The sequence below is a fragment of the Flavobacterium sp. B330r genome (genome assembly GCF_056824325.1).
The window spans coordinates 2,658,076-2,677,259 of the sequence record NZ_CP124860.1 but is presented as its reverse complement, the minus strand read 5'-3'; the positions used below and the strand labels follow the sequence as shown (position 1 = coordinate 2,677,259).

The following is a 19,184-nucleotide window of genomic DNA, read 5'->3' as shown; positions in this document are numbered from 1 at the left end:
CGTATTGATAATTATTATATTTGCACGCAATTTTGAATTAAATGAAGAAAATTTTTAATTTATTGTTATGTTTTTTCCCCTTTATTACACTTAATGCTCAAATCAATGAGCTTGGTGTTTTTCTTGGCGGAAGCAACTTTGTAGGTGATATTGGAAAAACAACTTACATAGCCCCAGAAAAGCTAGCTTTTGGAGTTCTTTACAAATGGAACAGAAGTCCGAGACATGCCTGGAGATTCTCTTATACACAATCAAACATTAGTGGAAATGATTATAAATCTGATGAAACTGGAAGAAATCAGAGAGGCTATCGTTTTGACAATGATATAAAAGAGCTTTCTGCTGGTTTAGAATTCAATTTTTTTGATTTTAATCTTCACGATTATCACACCAAAATAACACCTTATGTATTTACTGGTCTAAATTACTTTTTCTACAATAATTTATACCGATATACTTCAAGTCCAAACACCGTATACGAGCTAAAAAATCAAAGCTCGGTTGCTATACCTATTATATTAGGTATAAAATCAAATATATCACCACGTTTTGTTTTAGCCGCTGAAGTTGGTGCGCGCTACACCTTTACAGATAATCTTGACGGAAGTAATCCTAATACAAGCAGTCCAAATATCATGAAATTTGGAAATTTAAATAATAATGACTGGTATATTTTTTCAGGTATGACATTAACGTATACCTTTGGAAAGAAACCATGCTATTGCGCATACTAAAAAATGAATTTACTAGAATCAATAGATCACACAAACTTACCTAAGCATCTGGCCATTATTATGGACGGTAACGGACGATGGGCAAAACAACAAGGTTTTTTGCGCGCATTTGGCCACGAAAACGGTACAAAATCTGTAAAAGAAATAATCAAAACTTCAGCTAAGCTTGGTATTGAATATCTAACCTTATACGCTTTTTCTACAGAAAATTGGAATCGTCCTAAATTGGAAGTTCAGGCATTGATGAAAATATTGATCAATTCATTAAAGAAAGAGCTTGTTACGCTTCAAGAAAACAATATTCGCCTTAACGCAATCGGAAATCTTGACAAATTACCCAAAACAGCCCAAAAAGAACTTTTGGATGTTATGGAAAAAACGAAAAACAATACTCGCTTAACTCTTACTCTCGCTTTAAGCTACGGCTCTAGAGAAGAATTAGTAAATGCCATAAAGTCAATTAGTGATAAAGTTAAAAATAATATAATTTCAATAGACACTATTGACGATTCAATTATAAATGAGCATCTTTACACGCAAAATTTACCAGACGTAGATTTATTAATACGAACAAGTGGAGAACATAGAATAAGTAATTTTTTACTGTGGCAGATTGCCTATGCAGAATTATATTTTACTAATGTCTTGTGGCCAGACTTTAAAGACCAAGATTTATATGAGGCTATTATTAGTTATCAAAAAAGAGAACGTAGATTTGGAAAAACCAGTGAACAAATTAAATAATTTTTTAGTGTTACAAAAAAGAATACCACAAATAATCTGTGCCCTTTTATTACTGGGTAGTTTTTCACAAGTCAAAGCACAAGAAAGAGTTCCTTTTGATCAAGGAAAAAAATATATTCTAGCTAAAGTTTCTGTTGTTGGTAAAATAAGCTTCAATGAGCAAACTGTTGTAACCTTTTCAGGACTTCAAAAAGGTCAAGAAATTACTGTGCCTGGAGAAGAAATCAGTAGCGCAATTAAAAAATTAGGTAAACTAGGACTTTTTGACGAAATCGCTTTCTATGTTAACAAAGTAGAAAACGACAGTATCTATTTAGACCTAGATATTGTTGAGCTTCCTAAATTAAACGAAGTTAAAATCGTTGGTGTAAAGAAAAGCAAAATCGAAGGATTAATTAAAGATAATAACCTGACAAAGAATAAAATTGTCAACGAAAACTTAATTACTACGACCAAAAATTACATCGAAAACAAATACAAAAAAGAAGGTTTTTATAATACGAAAGTTACTATAACAAACACTCCTGACACTATTAATGGACATCAAGTTAATATGCTTGTTAGAATAGATAAAGGAGACAAAGTTAAAATTAGCAGCATTGATTTCATAGGCAATAAACAGCTTACTGACAATCAATTGCGCGCCGCAATGAAAGACACGAAACAGAAAAATTTCATTCGTGTATTTAAAGCATCTAAATTTATTCCAGAGAAATACAAAACTGACTTAGAAAAAGTAATTGCTGCTTACAAAGAAAAAGGATATCGTGACGCCCGTATTATTTACGATTCTGTTCAATACAGCAAGCAAAAAAATACTCTTGCAATTAAGATTAATGTAGAAGAAGGAAACAAATATTACTTCGGAAATATCAAATTCTTAGGAAATACTGTTTATTCAGATCAGCTCCTAAGCCGTTATTTAGGAATCAAAAAAGGAGAAACTTATAACGGAGTTTTATTAGAAAAAAGAATTGCAGATAAGACTAAACCAGACGCAGAAGACATTACGAATCTATACCAAAACAATGGTTATTTATTCTCTAACATCAATGCTGTAGAGGTAAAAACGGTTAATGACACTATTGATTTTGAGATTAGAGTTACAGAAGGTCCTATCGCTTATTTCAATAAAATTACTGTTGTTGGAAACGACAAAACAAACGACCACGTTATTTACCGTGAGTTAAGAACAAAACCAGGTGAAAAATATAGTAAAGAACAATTAGTTAGAACCATTCGTGAGATTGGACAATTAGGTTTCTTTGATCCTGAGGCAATTGACCCTAAGTTTAAAAACGTAGATGCTGGAGCAGGAACTGTAGATATTGAGTACAATGTAGTAGAAAAAGGATCGAGCCAGGTCGAACTTCAAGGAGGTTATGGCGGTGGAGGTTTCATTGGTACATTGGGGCTTTCGTTTAACAACTTCTCGGCGCGAAAGATCTTTGACAAAGAAGCTTATAAGCCTTTACCAATGGGAGACGGACAAAAAGTTGCGCTTCGTTTACAAGGAAGTACCTATTTCCAAACCTATAGTTTATCTTTCTCAGAGCCATGGTTTGGAGGAAAGAAACCCGTACAGTTTAGTTCATCTATTTCATACAGTAAGCAATTTCTTAACAATTACATCACTAGAACTGTTGATAAAAGCAAAAGTTTTAATATTTTTACAATCCAAGTTGGGTTAGCAAAAAGGTTAACTGTGCCAGATGACTACTTCGTATTATCACAATCTGTAAGTTATCAGCACTATGACTTGAATAATTATAATACAGGTTTGTTTACTTTTGGTAATGGTGCATCAAGAAACTTAGCTTATACAATTGGACTTTCAAGAAGCAATAAAGGGGTAAACCCAATATTTCCTACTTATGGTTCTGAATTTAGTATTAGTGCTAAAGTTACGCCTCCATATTCATTATTTAACGGTGTTGATTATGGTAATTTACAAAATGAAAAGGAATACAAAACACAATATACAGGAACATCAGGAAGCGGTATAGACGGAAAACCACTTAACACTGGCGACTATGTTAAAACAGAAACTATAAATGGAACATCTGGTTATGTAAGTGTTGGATCTGATTTTGCAAGTGCTGATACAGATGTAGCAAAAGTCGATCAGAAAAAATACAACTGGTTAGAATACTATAAAATTAAATTTAAAGGAGACTGGTATACTAAAGTCTATGGAAAATTAGTATTAAGAACACTTACTGAATTTGGTTTCTTAGGGGCTTATAACCAAGAAAGAGGTGTGATTCCGTTTGAGCGTTTTTACTTAGGAGGTGACGGTATGGCAAACTACTCAATGGATGGTAGAGAGACTATTCAGTTGAGAGGTTATCCAAATAACTCTTTAACTCCGGTAAATGCAAATGGTGATGCAATTGGAGCAACGATTTACAACAAATTCTCTATGGAATTACGTTACCCAATTACATTAAAAGCATCGGCTTCTATTTTTGCATTAACGTTCTTAGAAGCAGGTTCATCATACCCAACGTTTAAAGATTATAACCCATTCGACTTAAATCGTTCTGCTGGTGCTGGTTTACGTGTATTCATGCCTGCATTTGGATTATTGGGTATTGACTTTGGTTACGGGTTTGACGCTCTTCCAGGACAAACAAAAGCTAATGGTTGGGAAACACACTTTATCATTGGACAACAATTTTAAAGAAATAACGTTTGGTTAAAAATCATCAAATAAAGTTATGTTATGAGAAAACAATTTTTATTTATATTTTTAGCCTTGATTGTAGCAAATACAAGTCAGGCACAAGGTAAGACTACTCGAATTGGCTACATCGACATGGAATATATTTTAGAAAATGTTTCCGATTATAAAGAAGCTAAATCACAATTAGAGCAAAAAGCTCAAAAGTGGAAACAAGAGGTAGAGGCCAAAAAATTAAATATAAATAATTTGAAAGAAAGCTTAAAGACAGAAAAAGCTTTACTTACAAAAGAATTAATAGAAGAAAGAGAAACCGAAATTAAGTTTCTTGAACAAGAAATGATGGATTATCAGCAGAAACAATTTGGTTCTGATGGAAATCTAATGAGACAAAAAGCGGCTTTAGCAAAGCCTATACAGGATCAGGTTTTTACTGCTGTGCAAGATATCGCAGAAGCAAAAAATTACGATTTTGTTTTTGACAAATCATCAGATCTTACAATGCTTTTTAGTAATAAAAGATTTGATATTAGCGATCAGGTTTTAAGAATCTTAAACCGTACTGAAAAACGTGAGCAGCTAACAAAGAAACAATTGAAAGAGCAAGAAGTTAAAGAAAATCTTGAGAATGCAATTGACGAAAATCCAGCAATGGCTGATCGCCAAAAAGCACTTGACGAGAAAAGAGCTGCTAGAGAAAAGCTTATTCAAGATAGAAAACTAGAGCAAGAGGCTAAGAGAAAAGAATACGACGATAGAAGAAAAGCCCTGCAAGAAGAGAGAGATGCGAAAAAAAATGGCACGGTTTCTGGAACAGCTACAACAATAGCCACTCCTGCTGCAACGAGTGGTGCTGTTAATACAAACTCGACTGCAAAAACAGCAACGCCTGATGCCAATGGAGAGACACCTTCAGCTGAACAGTCTGGAATGACAAAAGCAGAAGAAAGACAATTACTTTACGAACAACGTAAAAAAGAATTGGAAGAAAGAAGAAAGAAAATTTTAGAAGAAAGAGAAGCGGCTAAAAAAGCAAAAGAAGCCGAATCGCAAAAAACAAATACGACCAATAATTAATTAATATTTTAAAAATGATGAAACAAATCAAAACTTTACTAATTGCTGCAATTCTTATTTTAGGAGCAAGTAACACAATGAACGCGCAAGCGAAGGTAGCTCATGTTGATGTAAGCGAGATCATGTCGAAAATGCCTGCTATGCTAGATGCTCAAAATCAACTGCAAAAATTAAGTGGTACATATGATGCTGAATACAAAAAAATGGTTGACGAATATCAAGTAAAAATCAAAAAGTACGAAGCTGAAGCTGCAACTGTAACTGATGCTGTAAACGGTGAGCGTTCTAAAGAGGTTCAAGATATGCAAAAGAGAATTGTTGATTACAGAGACAATGCTCAAAAAGAATTACAACAAAAAGAAACTGACATCGTAAAACCATTAATGGAAAAAGTTAGAACTTCTATTCAAAAAGTAGGAAAAGCTAAAGGTTTCCAATATGTTTTAGACGGTTCTACTTTATTATTAGCTGATGGTCCAAACATCACTGCTGACGTGAAAAAAGATTTAGGATTCTAAGAAATTAAATCTCTATAATTAAACTGCTCAATTTTGTAATTGAGCAGTTTTTTTTTGCAAAAATTTAAAAGTAATCTTTGAAATTATTTCAAGATTTGACTTAACTTAGAATAACGAATTATAGTAAAAAATATTAAATTTGCTTTATGATAAACAATAATCCTATAGGCGTTTTTGATTCTGGTATTGGCGGAACTTCCATTTGGAGCGCTATTCATGATCTTCTTCCAAACGAAAAAACCATTTATTTGGCTGACAATAAAAATGCTCCTTATGGGCAAAGAACCAAAGAAGAGATTGTTGCATTAAGCAAAAAAAACGTAGAATTTCTACTAGAGAATAATTGTAAACTAATTGTTGTAGCATGTAACACTGCAACTACAAATGCTATATTTGAACTTCGTGCAGATTATGATGTTCCGTTTGTTGGAATTGAGCCCGCTATTAAACCTGCTGCAAACAATTCTCAAACACAGGTAATTGGAATTCTAGCTACAAAAGGAACTCTCAACAGCGAATTGTTTAATAAAACTGCTGAGATGTTTCAGAACACTAAAATCATTGAGCAAGTAGGTCACGGACTTGTACAGCTTATTGAAGATGGCAATTTGTATTCGCCAGAAATGACTCAATTATTAGAATCTTATCTACGACCTATGATTGAAGCTAATATTGATTATTTGGTTTTAGGATGCAGCCATTACCCTTATCTAATTCCTCAGATAAAAAAAATTCTCCCAGATCATATTAAAATAATAGATTCAGGAGAAGCTGTTGCGCGTCAGACTAAAAATCTGCTACGTGATAAAGTCGGTTTTTCTGAAAGTGCAGATCATGATCCTATATTTTATGTCAACTCAAACCCAAAAGTTTTGGAGTCAATTTTAGAATATAAATATCCCGTAATCAAAAAAGACTTTTAAATCATTATTCAAACTTTCGCTTGACGAACCAAATTCCGTCCAGCGACAAATTGATTGATATTTTATGGTAATTTTCTTTTATTAAATCATTTGCAATTCGGCCTTTCTGCCCATAAGAATACGAAATGTTAAGTGACGAAAATGTATTTTCGATTGGCAAGTTTAATCCAATAGAAACAGATGCATTATTGACACGATGTTTATCAACTTCAAGATAACCATTGTCAAAATTTATACCTGCAGAATACCCTACTCTATCCCAATATTTCCTAATATTCTTTTTAGCATTATAGGAAATTCCTAGTGCAAAACGGTCTTGATTTACAAATTCTCCATAAAGTTCAGATTGCTTTGTGCTATCCCAGAAACTCTTCTCATAATCTAAAGTTAGATTCAAATTATTTTTAAATCGTTTACTAACTCCAAAACCTAACTCTAAAGGCATGTAATAATCGTCTGTATCTGTAGCTACATTGGTTTCTACAGCAGTCTCCACTTCATCTGCAATACTTGCTACCGACTGTACTTTGGACGCTTTTATTCTTGACGGAACTTTAACTGTCGTCCCGATTGTAAAAGTGGAATCTATTTTGAATTGCCCTCCTAATGTTGCGCGTACGCCATTATAATCTGTTTTTTTATGTATGGTCGTAATGGCATTCGAAATCAAAAAAGCACGATCGTCTACTGTGTTTCCAAAAAGAAACGTTCCTGTTGCTCCCAATGTTAATTTTTTTCCAAATCTATATCCGTATGAAAAATCCAAATTGTTCAAACCTCCAGATCCCTGCGCCGTCACATAATAATATTCCTGGCTATCGGCAATTGGGAGTTTTAAATTTGAAATCTTAAACACCGAACTAGAATAAGGACGAAGTGCTAAACTAAAACCAGAATTTTTAGTAACTGGAAAAGCAAAAGCCAAATGAGAAAATTGAAAATTATTTCGCTTTTCTGTACGAGTACTGCTCTGATAAGTTGTCGCAATGGCTTTCCCTCCAATATCAAAAAGAAAGTGATTCTGATACATAAATCCTAAAGATGCCGGATTTAGATTATTGATAAAAGTATCTGAAGGCAAAGCAATTCCAGAACCACCAATTGAAGGCAAATTACCAAAATCTGAATCATACAAGCTTCCAACACCATAAAGTGAGTATGGAGAACTTGAGATACTTTGAGAAAACGAAGTCAGCGACATTAAAAGGAAGCAACTCCATAAAACAATTTTATTTTTCATTTAATAAGAGATGTAATAAATTTTGAGCTGAATTTTGTTGTCGACATGTTTTTGATTTCCTAAAACAATTCGATTAACCGATTTAGAAATCGAAGGTAATGTCAGAATAAGCGATGATCTAGAATCGGCTTGCTTAAGCATTTCTTTTTGAAGAAAAGCACCAATCGGAATTGTATAGCCTAAATTTTCATTAAACTCGTCACTCTTTTTATTCAATATTCCATATACAGTGGTTCCAGCAGAATTCACCAATGTCCCGCTTATTCGATTCAGATTATCTCCAACATAAACCGCCAAAGAATCTGCCAACGGATATTTATCTGAATAAGAATTATTGATTGGCTTAACGAACAATTCGGCATTTACAATAGCTCCGCTGGTCGAGATATTTTTAAACTGCTTAATATTAGGAAATTCAACTCTGCAGGCAACTCCTGTTCCTGACTGAATAAATCCTTGATTATTGGTTAACTTACTGGAGAGATTACTGCTAGAAACGGGAAGATTTTGCAGTATGGTTCCCGTTTTATCCAGAGAAATAGAATTGAACTGTTTTGTATTGTCAATAATTGTAAAATCGAGATAATAAGAGGCTTGATCTGCATCTCCTTTATACTTTGAATAATACAATCGAATTTTACTGTTTCCCCCACTAAATCCGATTACACTAGAAGAATTCGATGTGTCTGGAACCAAAACAAGTCCTTTTAAATATTCGGTAAAACTATCTAAATCTGTAACTTCTTTCTTTTTTACTTTCTGAAAGAGAGCTTCTCCAAACTCATCATTCATTTTAATATTTATAGAGTCCTTTTGTGTTGGTCTTGGCATAAAGGATATCTTTCCCAAGCTTTCAGAACTATAATTAAATGCCGAATTGTTGTATAAATCACTCTCGCCAGTATTGGCCTTAATTTTTTGAAGCAAACGATGAATATCAAATGTTTGAACTTTTGTAGTATCTCCATAATAATACTTATCGTATTTAAGAATCATCGAAATAGAATCGAAAACATAATTTACAGCGTCAGTATCAGAGCCTGCACTATTTAACGTATAAATATTGCTTGAAATCTGAAAATAGCTGTTTGATTTGACTTTCCCAAAAATAGGATCATCATAATTTCCAACCAAGATTCTGTTTTTAGCCGAAGTTACCAGAGAGTCAAAATTGATTGTTGACATTTCTACTGTCACAGTATCTATCATAATTACTTTATTGCTTAAAGCAAGATAATCTGAACCAACAGTAAATTCTCCAGTATCTGTATCTGTACCACATGAAAATAGGGTAAATACAAAAAGCAGTATCAATATAAACTTGTGCATAATTTAATTTTTGGGCAAATATAAATTGTGCACTTTGGCAACACACTATAACATATACTATCGCGCTTTTTTAAGCTACAAATTGCGCAAAACGATCTATAATCTGAATTCTATTCTCAAATTCTAATTCGACCTTAAAAACAGCGATTTTGTCTATCAAAACACGTCATATATATATCTTCTTTTTTTTAAGGGCTCCATCCATCTAATTTTGAACCAATAAAATAAATAATGAAAGTAAGGTTTTTAGTTTGTTCTCTTTTTTTGATTTCGTTTTTAGGTTTAAAAGCTCAGGAAAACTTTAGCGCTACGGTAAATTTTAAAACTGAGCCAACAGAAAAGATAAATTTTAGCGAAACAGATGTTGCTGTTTTTTATCAGAAGAAACTAGGAACAAAAAGCAAAATAGCGAACACGTTAGAATATTCTAATTTGAAGGTGAATTACGAATTCAATCCCTATAATTTTTATGCGGATGAGGATAAATTCAATCAAGTTCAAAACAAATTCGAATATTCGTCTGAAATAGCCGAAAAAACTAAATGGCAACTTTCTGTAATTCCGACAGCAAATTTCCAAAGTAAACTGGATTTTTCAGACCTGACAGTTCTAGGAAGTTTGACAATAAGCCAGCAGTTGACTTCAAAAATAAATTTAATTGTCGGAGCTGGCAGAACATCGATTTTTGGAGCACCAAAAATAACGCCGATTGTGTTTTTTGATTATAAAATGAATGAGCAAACCGATTTTAAAATTGGATTCCCAGATTCGAGAATTTCTTATTCTAATAATGATCGAAACCAATTCAGTCTGACGAATAGTTTTAATGGAAATTTTTATCATTTGAACGAAACAAATACAGATAATAATGCCGAAAAAGCAGTTTTATCGCAAATGACATCTGCTCTAGAATATGAAAGAAATGTTACTGGCAATTGGTTTTTAAATTTTAAAGCTGGTTACGATTTCAATAAAAAATACAATTTACTAGATAACAGTGACCATAAAGTATATGACTACAATAGCGGAAATGGTTACGTTTTAGGAATAGGGATCAAATACAAACAATAAATATTAAATACACTATGATTAATCTAAAAAAAGGAATTTTATTCACCGCGCTTTTTTCAAGCCTCTTTTTGATAAGCTGCAGCAATGATAATGATGATGATGATTTGATGGGTAACTGGATTAAAAAATCAGCTTTTGACGGTCCTGCAAGATCTAGTGCTACAAGTTTCGTTATCGGAGATTATGCTTATGTAGTTGGTGGCTATACTGGCGATGTTTATTTAAAAGATTTATGGGTTTATAACTCAAACGGAGATTACTGGGAGCAAAAAGCAGATTTTGGAGGCGTAGGAAGAAGTTCTGCGTCTAGTTTTGCATTAAATGAGAAAGGTTATGTTGGTCTTGGTTATGATGGAACGAACAAACTGAAAGACTTTTACCAATATGATCCTTCTGCAAATAGCTGGACACAAAAAACAGATTTTGCAGGAACAGCGCGTTATGCCGCCGTAGGTTTTCAAGTTGGCGGTAAAGCCTATTTTGGAACAGGTTACGACGGAAACTATTTGAAAGATTTCTATCAATACGATGATCAGGCAAATACGTGGACTCTGGTAAATGGTTTTAGCGGCAACAAAAGACGAAATGCAACGGTCTTTACAATTGCAGACAAAGCATATTTAGTTACTGGTGTAAATAATGGAGTTTATCAGGAGGATTTCTGGGAATTTGATCCAGCGACAGATGTCTGGACCAGAAAAAGAGACGTTGACAAAGATACAGATGACGATTACAGCTACAATGATGATTATGCTATTGTACGTTCTAATGCTTCAAGCTTTTCTATGAATGGATTAGGATACATTATAGGTGGTGAAAACATAAAAACAGTTTGGGAGTACAATCCGTCAACTGATTTATGGACAGAAAGAACTCCAATGGAAGGCGCTACAAGAACAGATGCTGTTGGTTTTGCCATCAACAACCGTGGGTTCTATATGTTAGGAAGAGTTGGCTCTACTTATTTTGATGATGCATGGGAGTTTAGCCCATTAGACGAACAAAGCGACGATGATAATTAATATTAAACAATTCTTCTGGAGTAACATCCAGAAGAGTTTTGTAGTTTTTGCTATTCTATTTTTCATCGCTTGTGCGAAAAAAGAAACTTTAACAACGGCTTCTTTTAAAACAAACTCCGGTTGGGGATACACCATTGCCTACAAGGAAAAAGTTTTAATTAAACAGTCTGTTATTCCCGTAATAAGCGACACTAAAAGTTTTGAAACAGAAACAGATGCTCTAAAAGTTGCAGATCTTGTTAAGCAGAAACTCAAACAAAACTTATCTCCAACGGTAACCAAAAATGAATTAATTTTATTAAAAATAAAATTGTAAATGCAGATCGATACCATTAAAAATACAGGCTATAACAAAATATTGTTCCATTCTATGATATGGATTTTCTTTATTTTAACTTCTTTGATTCAATTTTACGAAAGTCCATTTAAACTCGACAGCGATTTTTACGCCCAATGGCTTTCTGGAATTTTATTGTTTTATCTGAACTATTTTTATTTGGTTCCCAATTATCTGTTGCAAAAAAAATATTGGCTGTATGGTATATTTGTTGTTGGCCTGATTGTACTATTTATGGTAATAAGATTTAATTATTTTGTTCCTGAATTTAGACATTTAAGACCTGAAAATGCAATGTATGCTAAGACCGTTATTCGTGACCCCCATTTTTTTCCGAGAGACGGTCGAATGCATCACAGAGTAGAAATGAGACAGCCGTTTTTTTTTAAGATTGCTCCTTCATTTTTCTACATCCTGATCATTACCATTTCAGCAATCATTAGAACATTAACTGAATTTTATAATAATCAGCAAAATAAACTGATTGCCGAAACACATAGAACAAATACAGAATTGATTTATCTGCGCAAACAAACCAATCCGCATTTTTTATTCAATTCTTTAAACAGTATTTATTCTTTGGCACACAAAAAATCTGATTTGGTCCCTGATGCCATCGTGACCTTGTCTGAACTGATGCGCTACATGCTGTATGAGACAGATAACAAAACGGTGGCTTTAGAAAAAGAAGTCAATTATATCCAGAATTACATAGAGTTACAAAAGCTACGATTAAATAATATCGAAGACATTGTTATCAACGTACATGGCGATACTAAAAATAAATTTATTGAGCCTTTGTTACTGATTTCTTTTGTTGAAAATGCCTTTAAGTATGGAACAGATTATAAAGGCGCAGCTCATGTAAAAATTAAGATTCTAATTACAGATCATAATCTGGATTTCTGGATTGAAAACACCATTGAGAATTACGTAAAAGATCCTGAAAACTCAGGAATCGGATTGGTAAATATTCAAAGCCGTCTTGATCTTTTATATCCTAACGCACACGAACTAACCATTACTCAGGATAATGAATATTACCGAGTTCATTTGAATTTAAAGTTGGACGAAATTAAAACCGCAATACATTAAACAAAACTGATTATGGACAGAAAGAAATTTATCCGAAATGGTATTTTGGGCATTGCATCATTGGCAACAGCTTCAAAATTTTTAGAGTCTTGTTCTAAAAGCGACAATGACGAAACTGACACGAGCAATTCTGGAGACGGAAGCTGTGCCGTTTCTCCTTCAGAAACAAAAGGTCCATTCCCTATCAAAACGCCAAGTCAGCTGGTTTTAGAAAACATCAAATCTGATCGTGTTGGAATTGCGCTATTGATTAATTTAAAAATCGAAAATAAAAGCAACAATTGCGAACCTCTTTCGGGAGCTTTAGTAGATGTTTGGCATTGCGACAAAGACGGAAATTATTCTGAATACGGCGGCACGCAAATGCAGCAGACAGATTATACTTCTGTCCATTTCCTTAGAGGTAGACAAACTTCTAATGCTAGCGGAGAAGTTTCTTTTATTTCAATTTATCCTGGTTGGTACCAAGGAAGAGCACCACATGTGCATGTAGAAGTTCTATCAAGCACAGGAACTTCTTTATTGGTAACACAAATTGCTTTTCCTGAAACCATTTCAAGTGAAGTATATTCAAGTACCAATTATATCGCACACGGGCAAGCAGATACTGCAAATACAAAAGACAATGTTTTTGCTGATAGCTTATCCGACGAGTTAGCTACTATAACGGGTAATTTGACAGATGGTTTCACATTGACTAAAACTATAACTGTTAACGCATAATTTTGATTTGTAAAAACCAGTATTTTATGAAAATTTTAAAACTTAATTTACTGGTTTCAAACTACTTTTGACTGCGAAATAAACTTTAAAAAATTAATCCCGAAAAAGATGAAATGTGTAATTATTGATGACGAACCTTTAGCTGTAGACTTATTGCAGGATTTTGTCAAAAAAGTAGATGCTCTAGAGCTGGTAAGCACTTTCAATAATGCTATTGATGCTGTTTCATTTATCAACCAGAATAATATTGATTTGGTTTTCCTAGACATTCAGATGCCTCATTTTTCTGGAATTGATTTTTTAAATACAATTGAAAAAAAACCTCTTGTTATTTTTACAACTGCTTATTCTGATTATGCTGTAGAAGGTTTTAATCTTGGCGCTGTTGATTATTTAGTGAAGCCAATTCCATTTCATCGATTTTTGAAAGCAGTCGTAAGAGCACAACAAGTCTTGCAACCTGTAACCAATACTGCAATTGCTGAAAACAATAATGCACCCGAAATTGAGCAGGACTTTATGTTTGTTAGGGCCGAATATGAAAATGTAAAATTGAATTTTGCTGACATTCTTTTTATTGAAGGCCTAAAAGATTATGTCAAAATTTATACAACAGATAATAAATTTACACTGACATTAATTAGTTTGATCAAACTTGAGAATCTACTTTCAAGCAAAGGTTTTTCAAGAATTCACAGATCGTATATTATCAATATCAAACACGTAAAATCGATTCAGAAAAACAAGGTTTTAATAAGTGATAAAAGAATTCCAATTAGCGAAAGCTATAAAAATAGTTTCTTCGAAAAAATCAACCTATAATTTTCTGAAATTCCAATAATAAAAATTCCAAATTCCAAAAGTCTGATCTTTTTGGAATTTGGACCCGAGCGATAGCGAACGGGCGAAGCAATTTCTATTTTGTTATTTTGTTATTTTTATTTTTCTTCTTTGAACCAACTAGAATACATCACATAATTGTTTGAAATACGCCCTATTTCGCCTGCAAAATCAGATTGATCGATGTCTTTTACTTTTTTGGCAGGAACTCCAGCATAAATACTTCCAGAAGTTACAACCGTATTTTGAGTTACAACGGCACCTGCAGCAACAATAGCATTGCTTTCTACCACACAGTTATCCATTACAATTGCTCCCATTCCGATTAAAACATTATCATGAATAGTACAGCCATGCACAATTGCATTATGCCCAATTGAAACGTTATTTCCTATAATTGTTGGGTGTTTTTGATACGTACAGTGAATTACGGCACCATCCTGAATGTTAACCTTGTTTCCGATTTTAATGAAATGAACATCTCCCCTCACAACAGCATTAAACCAAACACTGCAAGATTCTCCAAAAGTAACATCTCCTACAATAGTCGCGTTTTCGGCAACATAACAATCCTCTGGAATAAGAGGTGATTTTCCGTTTACAGATTTAATAAGCATAATAATAATTTTAGTTAACTGCAGGACAATTACAGTCGTAACGTGCTTTTCTGCAGAATAAATTAACTCCTAAAGTAATTTGATGAAAACCGCCTGTATCAAACTTAACATCTCCCATTAACTGAGTATAGGTGTAAGCAAACATAAAGTTCTTGAAATTAACTCCAACAATCGGTGTAAAGTATTGTAATTTTTGAGACGAAACTCCAGTTCCCGAAATATATTGCGCGCCATCAAAACCTCTTCTATAAGATAAAGCCGCCCATAGACTTCCAAAATCCATGTTTTTGTACGCTTTCATATTCAAATCAAGCGTTTTTGCTTTTGTCTGATCAAATAGCTGAAAAAGAAAAGAAGGCTCCCAAGTCCAACTACTATTTTTTCCAAATACATAACCAGCGCTCAATAAAAACTTTCTAAGATTATCCGATTCATAATCAGTATATAATTCTCTTCTAGTTTCTAACAATCCTTGAACTGTTGCGTGTGCATAGAAATCTAAATAATTATAAGACGCTCCAACGTCAAGATTGAAATAAGAATCTTTCTGAATTGACCCAAAAACAATTGGATCAAAAGTTCCGCCAAATTTTGTTTCGTCCAATTGGCTTTGTATTAAACCTCCGCTAATTCCAAAAGACAACTGATTCAAATCTAATTCATCTCTTGAAAACATAATATGGTGTGCGTAAGTCAATTTCACACCTTTTTGAGAATGATATCCGTTTTTATCATTAAAAAGAATTATACCAGCTCCAGAACGTTCTCCAACTCTTCCGTTAAAACTTAAAGTCTGTAAAGATGGAGCATCTTCTTCTCCAAACCATTGCTTTCTGGCCGTTAATCTTATTTTGGCACAGTTAGCCGCGCCGGCCATAGAAGGGTGAATTAAGTAATAATTATCAGACAAATAATCCGAATAAACAGGTAGTCCCTCTTGAGAGTAAGAATAAAAAGTAGTAATGAGAAAAATTAATAAAACCTTGATTTTAAATTCCATAAAGACAATTTTGTTTTCGGATAATTTTCACTCTTGCAATTTAACACGATTTATTTGAAAAGAGTCTTAATTATTTCATTAAAAAATCAAATATAGCCATTAGTAGAAAATAACTTTAGTAAATTTGCAAAAAATATATTACCATGACTAAAATCACTATAAAAGAAACCCAAAATCCAACTATTTTAAAGTTCGAATTTGATGATTTCATTACTCAAAATCAAAACTTTGAGTTCAAAAATATTGATGAAGCGCAAGCTTCTCCTCTAGCACAGCAATTATTCTATTTACCGTTTGTTAAAACAGTTTATATCTCAGGAAATTTTATCGCTATCGAAAGATATAGCATTGTAGATTGGGACGACGTAAAAGATGCGGTTGCTGAACAAATTAGTGCTTTTGTGGACAAAGGTGGCGTTATCATTAAAATTGACGAAACAAAAGCAAAAAAACAGCCTATTACAGTTTACGGAGAAACAACTCCAAACCCTTCTGCATTAAAATTTGTTGTAAGCAGAATGTTAACTCGCAATGCTGTAGAATATAAAAATATTGACCAGACTGCTTCTTCTCCATTAGCTCAGGAATTATTTAAATTTCCTTATGTGAAAGAAATTTTTATTGACGAAAATTATATTTCGGTAACCAAATATGAAATCAATAATTGGGATGAAATCACTTTAGAATTAAGAACTTTCATTAAACAATTTATTGAAAACGGAGGAACGGTTTTAGACGAAAGTTTAATCGAAACTAAAGTCAAAAATGAAGCAACAAAAGATGAAGCTTTTGATAAATTGGATGTTACTTCACAGCAAATCATCAATATCTTAGAAGAGTATGTAAAACCAGCTGTAGCTGCTGATGGTGGAAACATTGCTTTTGAATCTTATAATGAAGAAGACAAGACAGTAAAAGTATTATTGCAAGGTGCTTGCAGTGGTTGTCCTTCATCTACATTTACTTTAAAAAGCGGTATCGAAAATATGCTGAAAAGCATGCTGAATGATGACGCTATAAAAGTAGAGGCATCAAATGCATAGTTTGACTAAATTATTATTCAAAGCGTCTCATTGAGGCGCTTTTTTTATTATTAACCACTAGTTACCAATTATTTACCATTAAAAACACGAGTAATTCTATAAAATTAATTAATATTGTAATCTTAACCAACTAATTAACAACCATGGGATTATCTTCATTTTTTAAAAATCTATTTGGCTCAACCAAAGAGTCTGTAACTGAATTGGCAAATAATGCCGAAAGTACTTTTGAGCAAGCAAAAGAAGCTGCTGCGCCATACATCGAAAAAGCGGAAGCTTTTGCAGAAGAAGCAATTGAAAAAGTAAAAGAAGTTTCGGAACCTATTATTGACAACGCAGCAGAGTATGCTGAAAAAGCAAAAGATACTGTAAGCGAATATGCCGACAAAGCCGCTAAAGTGGTAAATGATGTAGTTGATTCTGTTAAAGAAAAAACAGCTTCTGCAGCTGTTAGCGATACGCCAGAAACTATTTCTGAAACCGTTGTTGATGTAAGCGAAAAATCGGCTGCAGAAGTAGAAGAAATCGCCGATGAAGCAGCCGACAAGGCATAAACACACTTTTCTGATAATGTAAATATTTTTATATTTGCACTACTAATATACCTTCTCTTTTGAGAAGGTTTTTTTATTTCAAAATCATGAACATTAGCCCAGAACAAGTCAGTAAATACGTTGCTCGATTTATTGATATTTTAGTCGATTATTCACCAAAACTGATTTCTGCATTTTTAATCTTATTTGTTGGTTTATACGCCATCAGATTGATTAATCGAATTATTAGAAAAATAATGATTCAGCGAAATCTCGATCCAACATTAACAAAATTCTTAGCTGACATTTTATTATGGGCTTTAAGAATTTTATTATTTGTAACCTTTATTTCTAAATTAGGAATTGAAACTTCTTCATTTGTTGCCATCTTAGGAGCAATGGGACTTGCGGTTGGCTTATCATTACAAGGATCACTTTCTAATTTTGCTGGCGGAATGCTTATTATTGTTTTTAAACCATTTAAAGTTGGAGATACGATAGAAGCACAAGGCATTGTTGCTACGGTTGAAGAAATTCAAATTTTTGTAACAAAAATGATTACTGGAAACAATCAGACTGTTTTTGTTCCCAATGGTGCTTTGTCTAACGGAAATATTATTAATTATTCCATGAAGGGAGAAAGAAAAGCCGACTTGACATTTTCAGTTTCCTACGACTCTGATATTAAAAAAGCAAAAGAAGTTCTCTTAGATGTCTTGCTTAAAAACCCAAAAGTTCTTAAAAATCCTGCTCCAGAAGTTTTTGTGAAAAATTTATCTGCAAGTTCGGTGGATTTTGCAGTTCGCCCTTGGGCTAAAAATGCCAATTATGGAGCTGTTTTTTCTGAAACATTAGAAAACTGTAAAATAGCATTAGATGAAGCCGGAATATCGGTTCAACCCTACACTATACAAAAATAAATATTACTGTTTCTTTGGAGGAGCAATCATAAAATCTTTTAAATAATAAGGTTCAAAATAAGCGACATCTACAGTGTCGCTTTTTTGATACTTATCAAAACTGATTTTACTCATTGCTTTCGCTGAAGGATATTTTATGTCTTCTAAAAACACAAAATTATCTTTAGTCAAAACAGATTTACATTTATCAGCACAATCACCAACAAAATAAACTTTCTCTGTATATTCTTGAAATGAATTTTCGTCAATAATTTCAGCTTGAATCGCCCTTTCGACTGTCAAATCTGAATTAAAAATAGCACTGTAAACTTCCATACGACGCGCATCTAACATGGGTATGATTTTTCCGTCTGCAACTCCAGCCTGAGAAGCTAGAGCCTGTAAAGTGTCGACTGCAATTAACGGAATATTTAAAGCATAACACAACCCTTTTGCTGCTGAAACCCCAATTCTTAAACCTGTGTAAGATCCTGGACCTTGACTAACCGCAACAGCATTTAAATCCTGCGCCGAAATTCCTGCTTTTGCTATTACCTCTTCAATAAAAACATGAAGTTTTTCGGCATGCGAATAGCCTTCATCTGCCAATTCATTGCAAACAATTGTTTGACCATCTTTTGCAATAGATACAGAACAATTTTTAGTAGCCGTTTCGATATTGAGAATAAAAGACAAAATATGTAGTTTTAAAAATTAATTATTGATGTCAGGCTGAGCGAAGTTGCAACTTCGAAT

20 protein-coding genes are annotated in these 19,184 nt (G+C 33.2%); 15 read left to right on the top strand and 5 right to left on the bottom strand.

Going from position 1 to position 19,184, the window contains the following annotated elements:
• Positions 1-41: 41 nt before the first annotated feature.
• From porG to murI, 6 genes are all read left to right on the top strand, one after another.
• Positions 42-734, top strand: a complete 693-nt coding sequence (gene porG / locus QLQ95_RS11980) for a type IX secretion system protein PorG (protein WP_320492740.1) — start codon at positions 42-44, stop codon at positions 732-734.
• A 3-nt stretch (positions 735-737) separates the two neighbouring features.
• Positions 738-1,478 (top strand): isoprenyl transferase, encoded by a 741-nt coding sequence (locus QLQ95_RS11975; protein WP_095927880.1) that lies wholly within the window; start codon positions 738-740, stop codon positions 1,476-1,478.
• A complete protein-coding gene (locus QLQ95_RS11970) occupies positions 1,411-4,161 on the top strand; it encodes a BamA/OMP85 family outer membrane protein (protein ID WP_095927881.1) in 2,751 nt (916 codons plus the stop codon). The genes QLQ95_RS11975 and QLQ95_RS11970 overlap by 68 nt, the downstream gene beginning before the upstream one ends.
• Positions 4,162-4,203: 42 nt before the next feature.
• Complete coding sequence (locus tag QLQ95_RS11965) at positions 4,204-5,238, top strand: OmpH/Skp family outer membrane protein (protein WP_320492738.1); 1,035 nt, start codon at positions 4,204-4,206, stop codon at positions 5,236-5,238.
• Between the two features lie 14 nt (positions 5,239-5,252).
• Positions 5,253-5,756: an OmpH/Skp family outer membrane protein gene (locus QLQ95_RS11960; protein ID WP_172426837.1), complete on the top strand. Its 504-nt coding sequence runs from the start codon at positions 5,253-5,255 to the stop codon at positions 5,754-5,756.
• Between the two features lie 146 nt (positions 5,757-5,902).
• Positions 5,903-6,679 (top strand): glutamate racemase, encoded by a 777-nt coding sequence (gene murI, locus QLQ95_RS11955; RefSeq protein ID WP_320492737.1) that lies wholly within the window; start codon positions 5,903-5,905, stop codon positions 6,677-6,679.
• A 4-nt stretch (positions 6,680-6,683) separates the two neighbouring features.
• Here murI and bamG read toward each other — a convergent pair whose 3' ends face one another.
• Together bamG and QLQ95_RS11945 are read right to left on the bottom strand one after the other, a co-directional pair.
• Positions 6,684-7,919, bottom strand: a complete 1,236-nt coding sequence (gene bamG, locus QLQ95_RS11950) for a BamG family beta-barrel-assembly machinery protein (RefSeq protein WP_428237321.1) — start codon at positions 7,917-7,919, stop codon at positions 6,684-6,686.
• The gene (locus tag QLQ95_RS11945; RefSeq protein ID WP_482503925.1) at positions 7,920-9,248 is read right to left on the bottom strand and encodes a DUF4270 family protein; all 1,329 of its coding nucleotides are present in this window, start codon (positions 9,246-9,248) and stop codon (positions 7,920-7,922) included.
• Between the two features lie 231 nt (positions 9,249-9,479).
• Between QLQ95_RS11945 and QLQ95_RS11940 the strand changes: the two genes are divergently transcribed.
• The 6 genes from QLQ95_RS11940 to QLQ95_RS11915 all read left to right on the top strand — a co-directional run bounded on the left by QLQ95_RS11940 (position 9,480) and on the right by QLQ95_RS11915 (position 14,318).
• Positions 9,480-10,319: a DUF6268 family outer membrane beta-barrel protein gene (locus QLQ95_RS11940; RefSeq protein WP_320492733.1), complete on the top strand. Its 840-nt coding sequence runs from the start codon at positions 9,480-9,482 to the stop codon at positions 10,317-10,319.
• 14 nt (positions 10,320-10,333) lie between these two features.
• Positions 10,334-11,341: a Kelch repeat-containing protein gene (locus QLQ95_RS11935; RefSeq protein ID WP_095927887.1), complete on the top strand. Its 1,008-nt coding sequence runs from the start codon at positions 10,334-10,336 to the stop codon at positions 11,339-11,341.
• Positions 11,331-11,657: a DUF4907 domain-containing protein gene (locus QLQ95_RS11930; RefSeq protein ID WP_095927888.1), complete on the top strand. Its 327-nt coding sequence runs from the start codon at positions 11,331-11,333 to the stop codon at positions 11,655-11,657. Before QLQ95_RS11935 ends, QLQ95_RS11930 begins: the two co-directional genes overlap by 11 nt.
• Positions 11,658-12,773 (top strand): sensor histidine kinase, encoded by a 1,116-nt coding sequence (locus QLQ95_RS11925; RefSeq protein ID WP_095927889.1) that lies wholly within the window; start codon positions 11,658-11,660, stop codon positions 12,771-12,773.
• 12 nt (positions 12,774-12,785) lie between these two features.
• Positions 12,786-13,496: a dioxygenase family protein gene (locus QLQ95_RS11920; RefSeq protein ID WP_095927890.1), complete on the top strand. Its 711-nt coding sequence runs from the start codon at positions 12,786-12,788 to the stop codon at positions 13,494-13,496.
• Positions 13,497-13,604: 108 nt separating this feature from the next.
• Entirely contained in the window at positions 13,605-14,318 is a 714-nt protein-coding gene (locus QLQ95_RS11915) for a LytR/AlgR family response regulator transcription factor (RefSeq protein ID WP_095927891.1), read from the top strand.
• 116 nt (positions 14,319-14,434) lie between these two features.
• Here QLQ95_RS11915 and QLQ95_RS11910 read toward each other — a convergent pair whose 3' ends face one another.
• Both QLQ95_RS11910 and QLQ95_RS11905 read right to left on the bottom strand, forming a co-directional pair.
• A complete protein-coding gene (locus QLQ95_RS11910) occupies positions 14,435-14,953 on the bottom strand; it encodes a gamma carbonic anhydrase family protein (RefSeq protein ID WP_095927892.1) in 519 nt (172 codons plus the stop codon).
• 10 nt (positions 14,954-14,963) lie between these two features.
• Complete coding sequence (locus QLQ95_RS11905; RefSeq protein ID WP_095927893.1) at positions 14,964-15,953, bottom strand: PorP/SprF family type IX secretion system membrane protein; 990 nt, start codon at positions 15,951-15,953, stop codon at positions 14,964-14,966.
• Positions 15,954-16,096: 143 nt separating this feature from the next.
• Here QLQ95_RS11905 and QLQ95_RS11900 point away from each other — a divergent pair, with 143 nt between their 5' ends.
• The 3 genes from QLQ95_RS11900 to QLQ95_RS11890 all read left to right on the top strand — a co-directional run bounded on the left by QLQ95_RS11900 (position 16,097) and on the right by QLQ95_RS11890 (position 18,449).
• A complete protein-coding gene (locus QLQ95_RS11900) occupies positions 16,097-16,996 on the top strand; it encodes a NifU family protein (RefSeq protein ID WP_095927894.1) in 900 nt (299 codons plus the stop codon).
• Between the two features lie 143 nt (positions 16,997-17,139).
• On the top strand, positions 17,140-17,550 hold the full coding sequence (locus QLQ95_RS11895; protein WP_095927895.1) for a hypothetical protein: 411 nt from the start codon (positions 17,140-17,142) through the stop codon (positions 17,548-17,550).
• An 86-nt stretch (positions 17,551-17,636) separates the two neighbouring features.
• Positions 17,637-18,449 (top strand): mechanosensitive ion channel family protein, encoded by an 813-nt coding sequence (locus QLQ95_RS11890; protein ID WP_095927896.1) that lies wholly within the window; start codon positions 17,637-17,639, stop codon positions 18,447-18,449.
• Between the two features lie 3 nt (positions 18,450-18,452).
• Here the strand turns inward: QLQ95_RS11890 and tsaB are convergent, their stop codons facing one another.
• Positions 18,453-19,124 carry a tRNA (adenosine(37)-N6)-threonylcarbamoyltransferase complex dimerization subunit type 1 TsaB gene (tsaB, locus tag QLQ95_RS11885; protein WP_482503920.1) on the bottom strand — a complete coding sequence of 224 codons (672 nt, stop codon included), beginning with the start codon at positions 19,122-19,124 and terminating at the stop codon, positions 18,453-18,455.
• Positions 19,125-19,184 lie beyond the last annotated feature (60 nt).

Coding starts and splice junctions, on each gene's coding strand:
- porG (WP_320492740.1), top strand. CDS start 42: ATGAAGAAAATTTTTAATTTATTGTTATGTTTTTTCCCCTTTATTACA.
- QLQ95_RS11975 (WP_095927880.1), top strand. CDS start 738: ATGAATTTACTAGAATCAATAGATCACACAAACTTACCTAAGCATCTG.
- QLQ95_RS11970 (WP_095927881.1), top strand. CDS start 1,411: ATGAGGCTATTATTAGTTATCAAAAAAGAGAACGTAGATTTGGAAAAA.
- QLQ95_RS11965 (WP_320492738.1), top strand. CDS start 4,204: ATGAGAAAACAATTTTTATTTATATTTTTAGCCTTGATTGTAGCAAAT.
- QLQ95_RS11960 (WP_172426837.1), top strand. CDS start 5,253: ATGATGAAACAAATCAAAACTTTACTAATTGCTGCAATTCTTATTTTA.
- murI (WP_320492737.1), top strand. CDS start 5,903: ATGATAAACAATAATCCTATAGGCGTTTTTGATTCTGGTATTGGCGGA.
- bamG (WP_428237321.1), bottom strand. CDS start 7,919: ATGAAAAATAAAATTGTTTTATGGAGTTGCTTCCTTTTAATGTCGCTG.
- QLQ95_RS11945 (WP_482503925.1), bottom strand. CDS start 9,248: ATGCACAAGTTTATATTGATACTGCTTTTTGTATTTACCCTATTTTCA.
- QLQ95_RS11940 (WP_320492733.1), top strand. CDS start 9,480: ATGAAAGTAAGGTTTTTAGTTTGTTCTCTTTTTTTGATTTCGTTTTTA.
- QLQ95_RS11935 (WP_095927887.1), top strand. CDS start 10,334: ATGATTAATCTAAAAAAAGGAATTTTATTCACCGCGCTTTTTTCAAGC.
- QLQ95_RS11930 (WP_095927888.1), top strand. CDS start 11,331: ATGATAATTAATATTAAACAATTCTTCTGGAGTAACATCCAGAAGAGT.
- QLQ95_RS11925 (WP_095927889.1), top strand. CDS start 11,658: ATGCAGATCGATACCATTAAAAATACAGGCTATAACAAAATATTGTTC.
- QLQ95_RS11920 (WP_095927890.1), top strand. CDS start 12,786: ATGGACAGAAAGAAATTTATCCGAAATGGTATTTTGGGCATTGCATCA.
- QLQ95_RS11915 (WP_095927891.1), top strand. CDS start 13,605: ATGAAATGTGTAATTATTGATGACGAACCTTTAGCTGTAGACTTATTG.
- QLQ95_RS11910 (WP_095927892.1), bottom strand. CDS start 14,953: ATGCTTATTAAATCTGTAAACGGAAAATCACCTCTTATTCCAGAGGAT.
- QLQ95_RS11905 (WP_095927893.1), bottom strand. CDS start 15,953: ATGGAATTTAAAATCAAGGTTTTATTAATTTTTCTCATTACTACTTTT.
- QLQ95_RS11900 (WP_095927894.1), top strand. CDS start 16,097: ATGACTAAAATCACTATAAAAGAAACCCAAAATCCAACTATTTTAAAG.
- QLQ95_RS11895 (WP_095927895.1), top strand. CDS start 17,140: ATGGGATTATCTTCATTTTTTAAAAATCTATTTGGCTCAACCAAAGAG.
- QLQ95_RS11890 (WP_095927896.1), top strand. CDS start 17,637: ATGAACATTAGCCCAGAACAAGTCAGTAAATACGTTGCTCGATTTATT.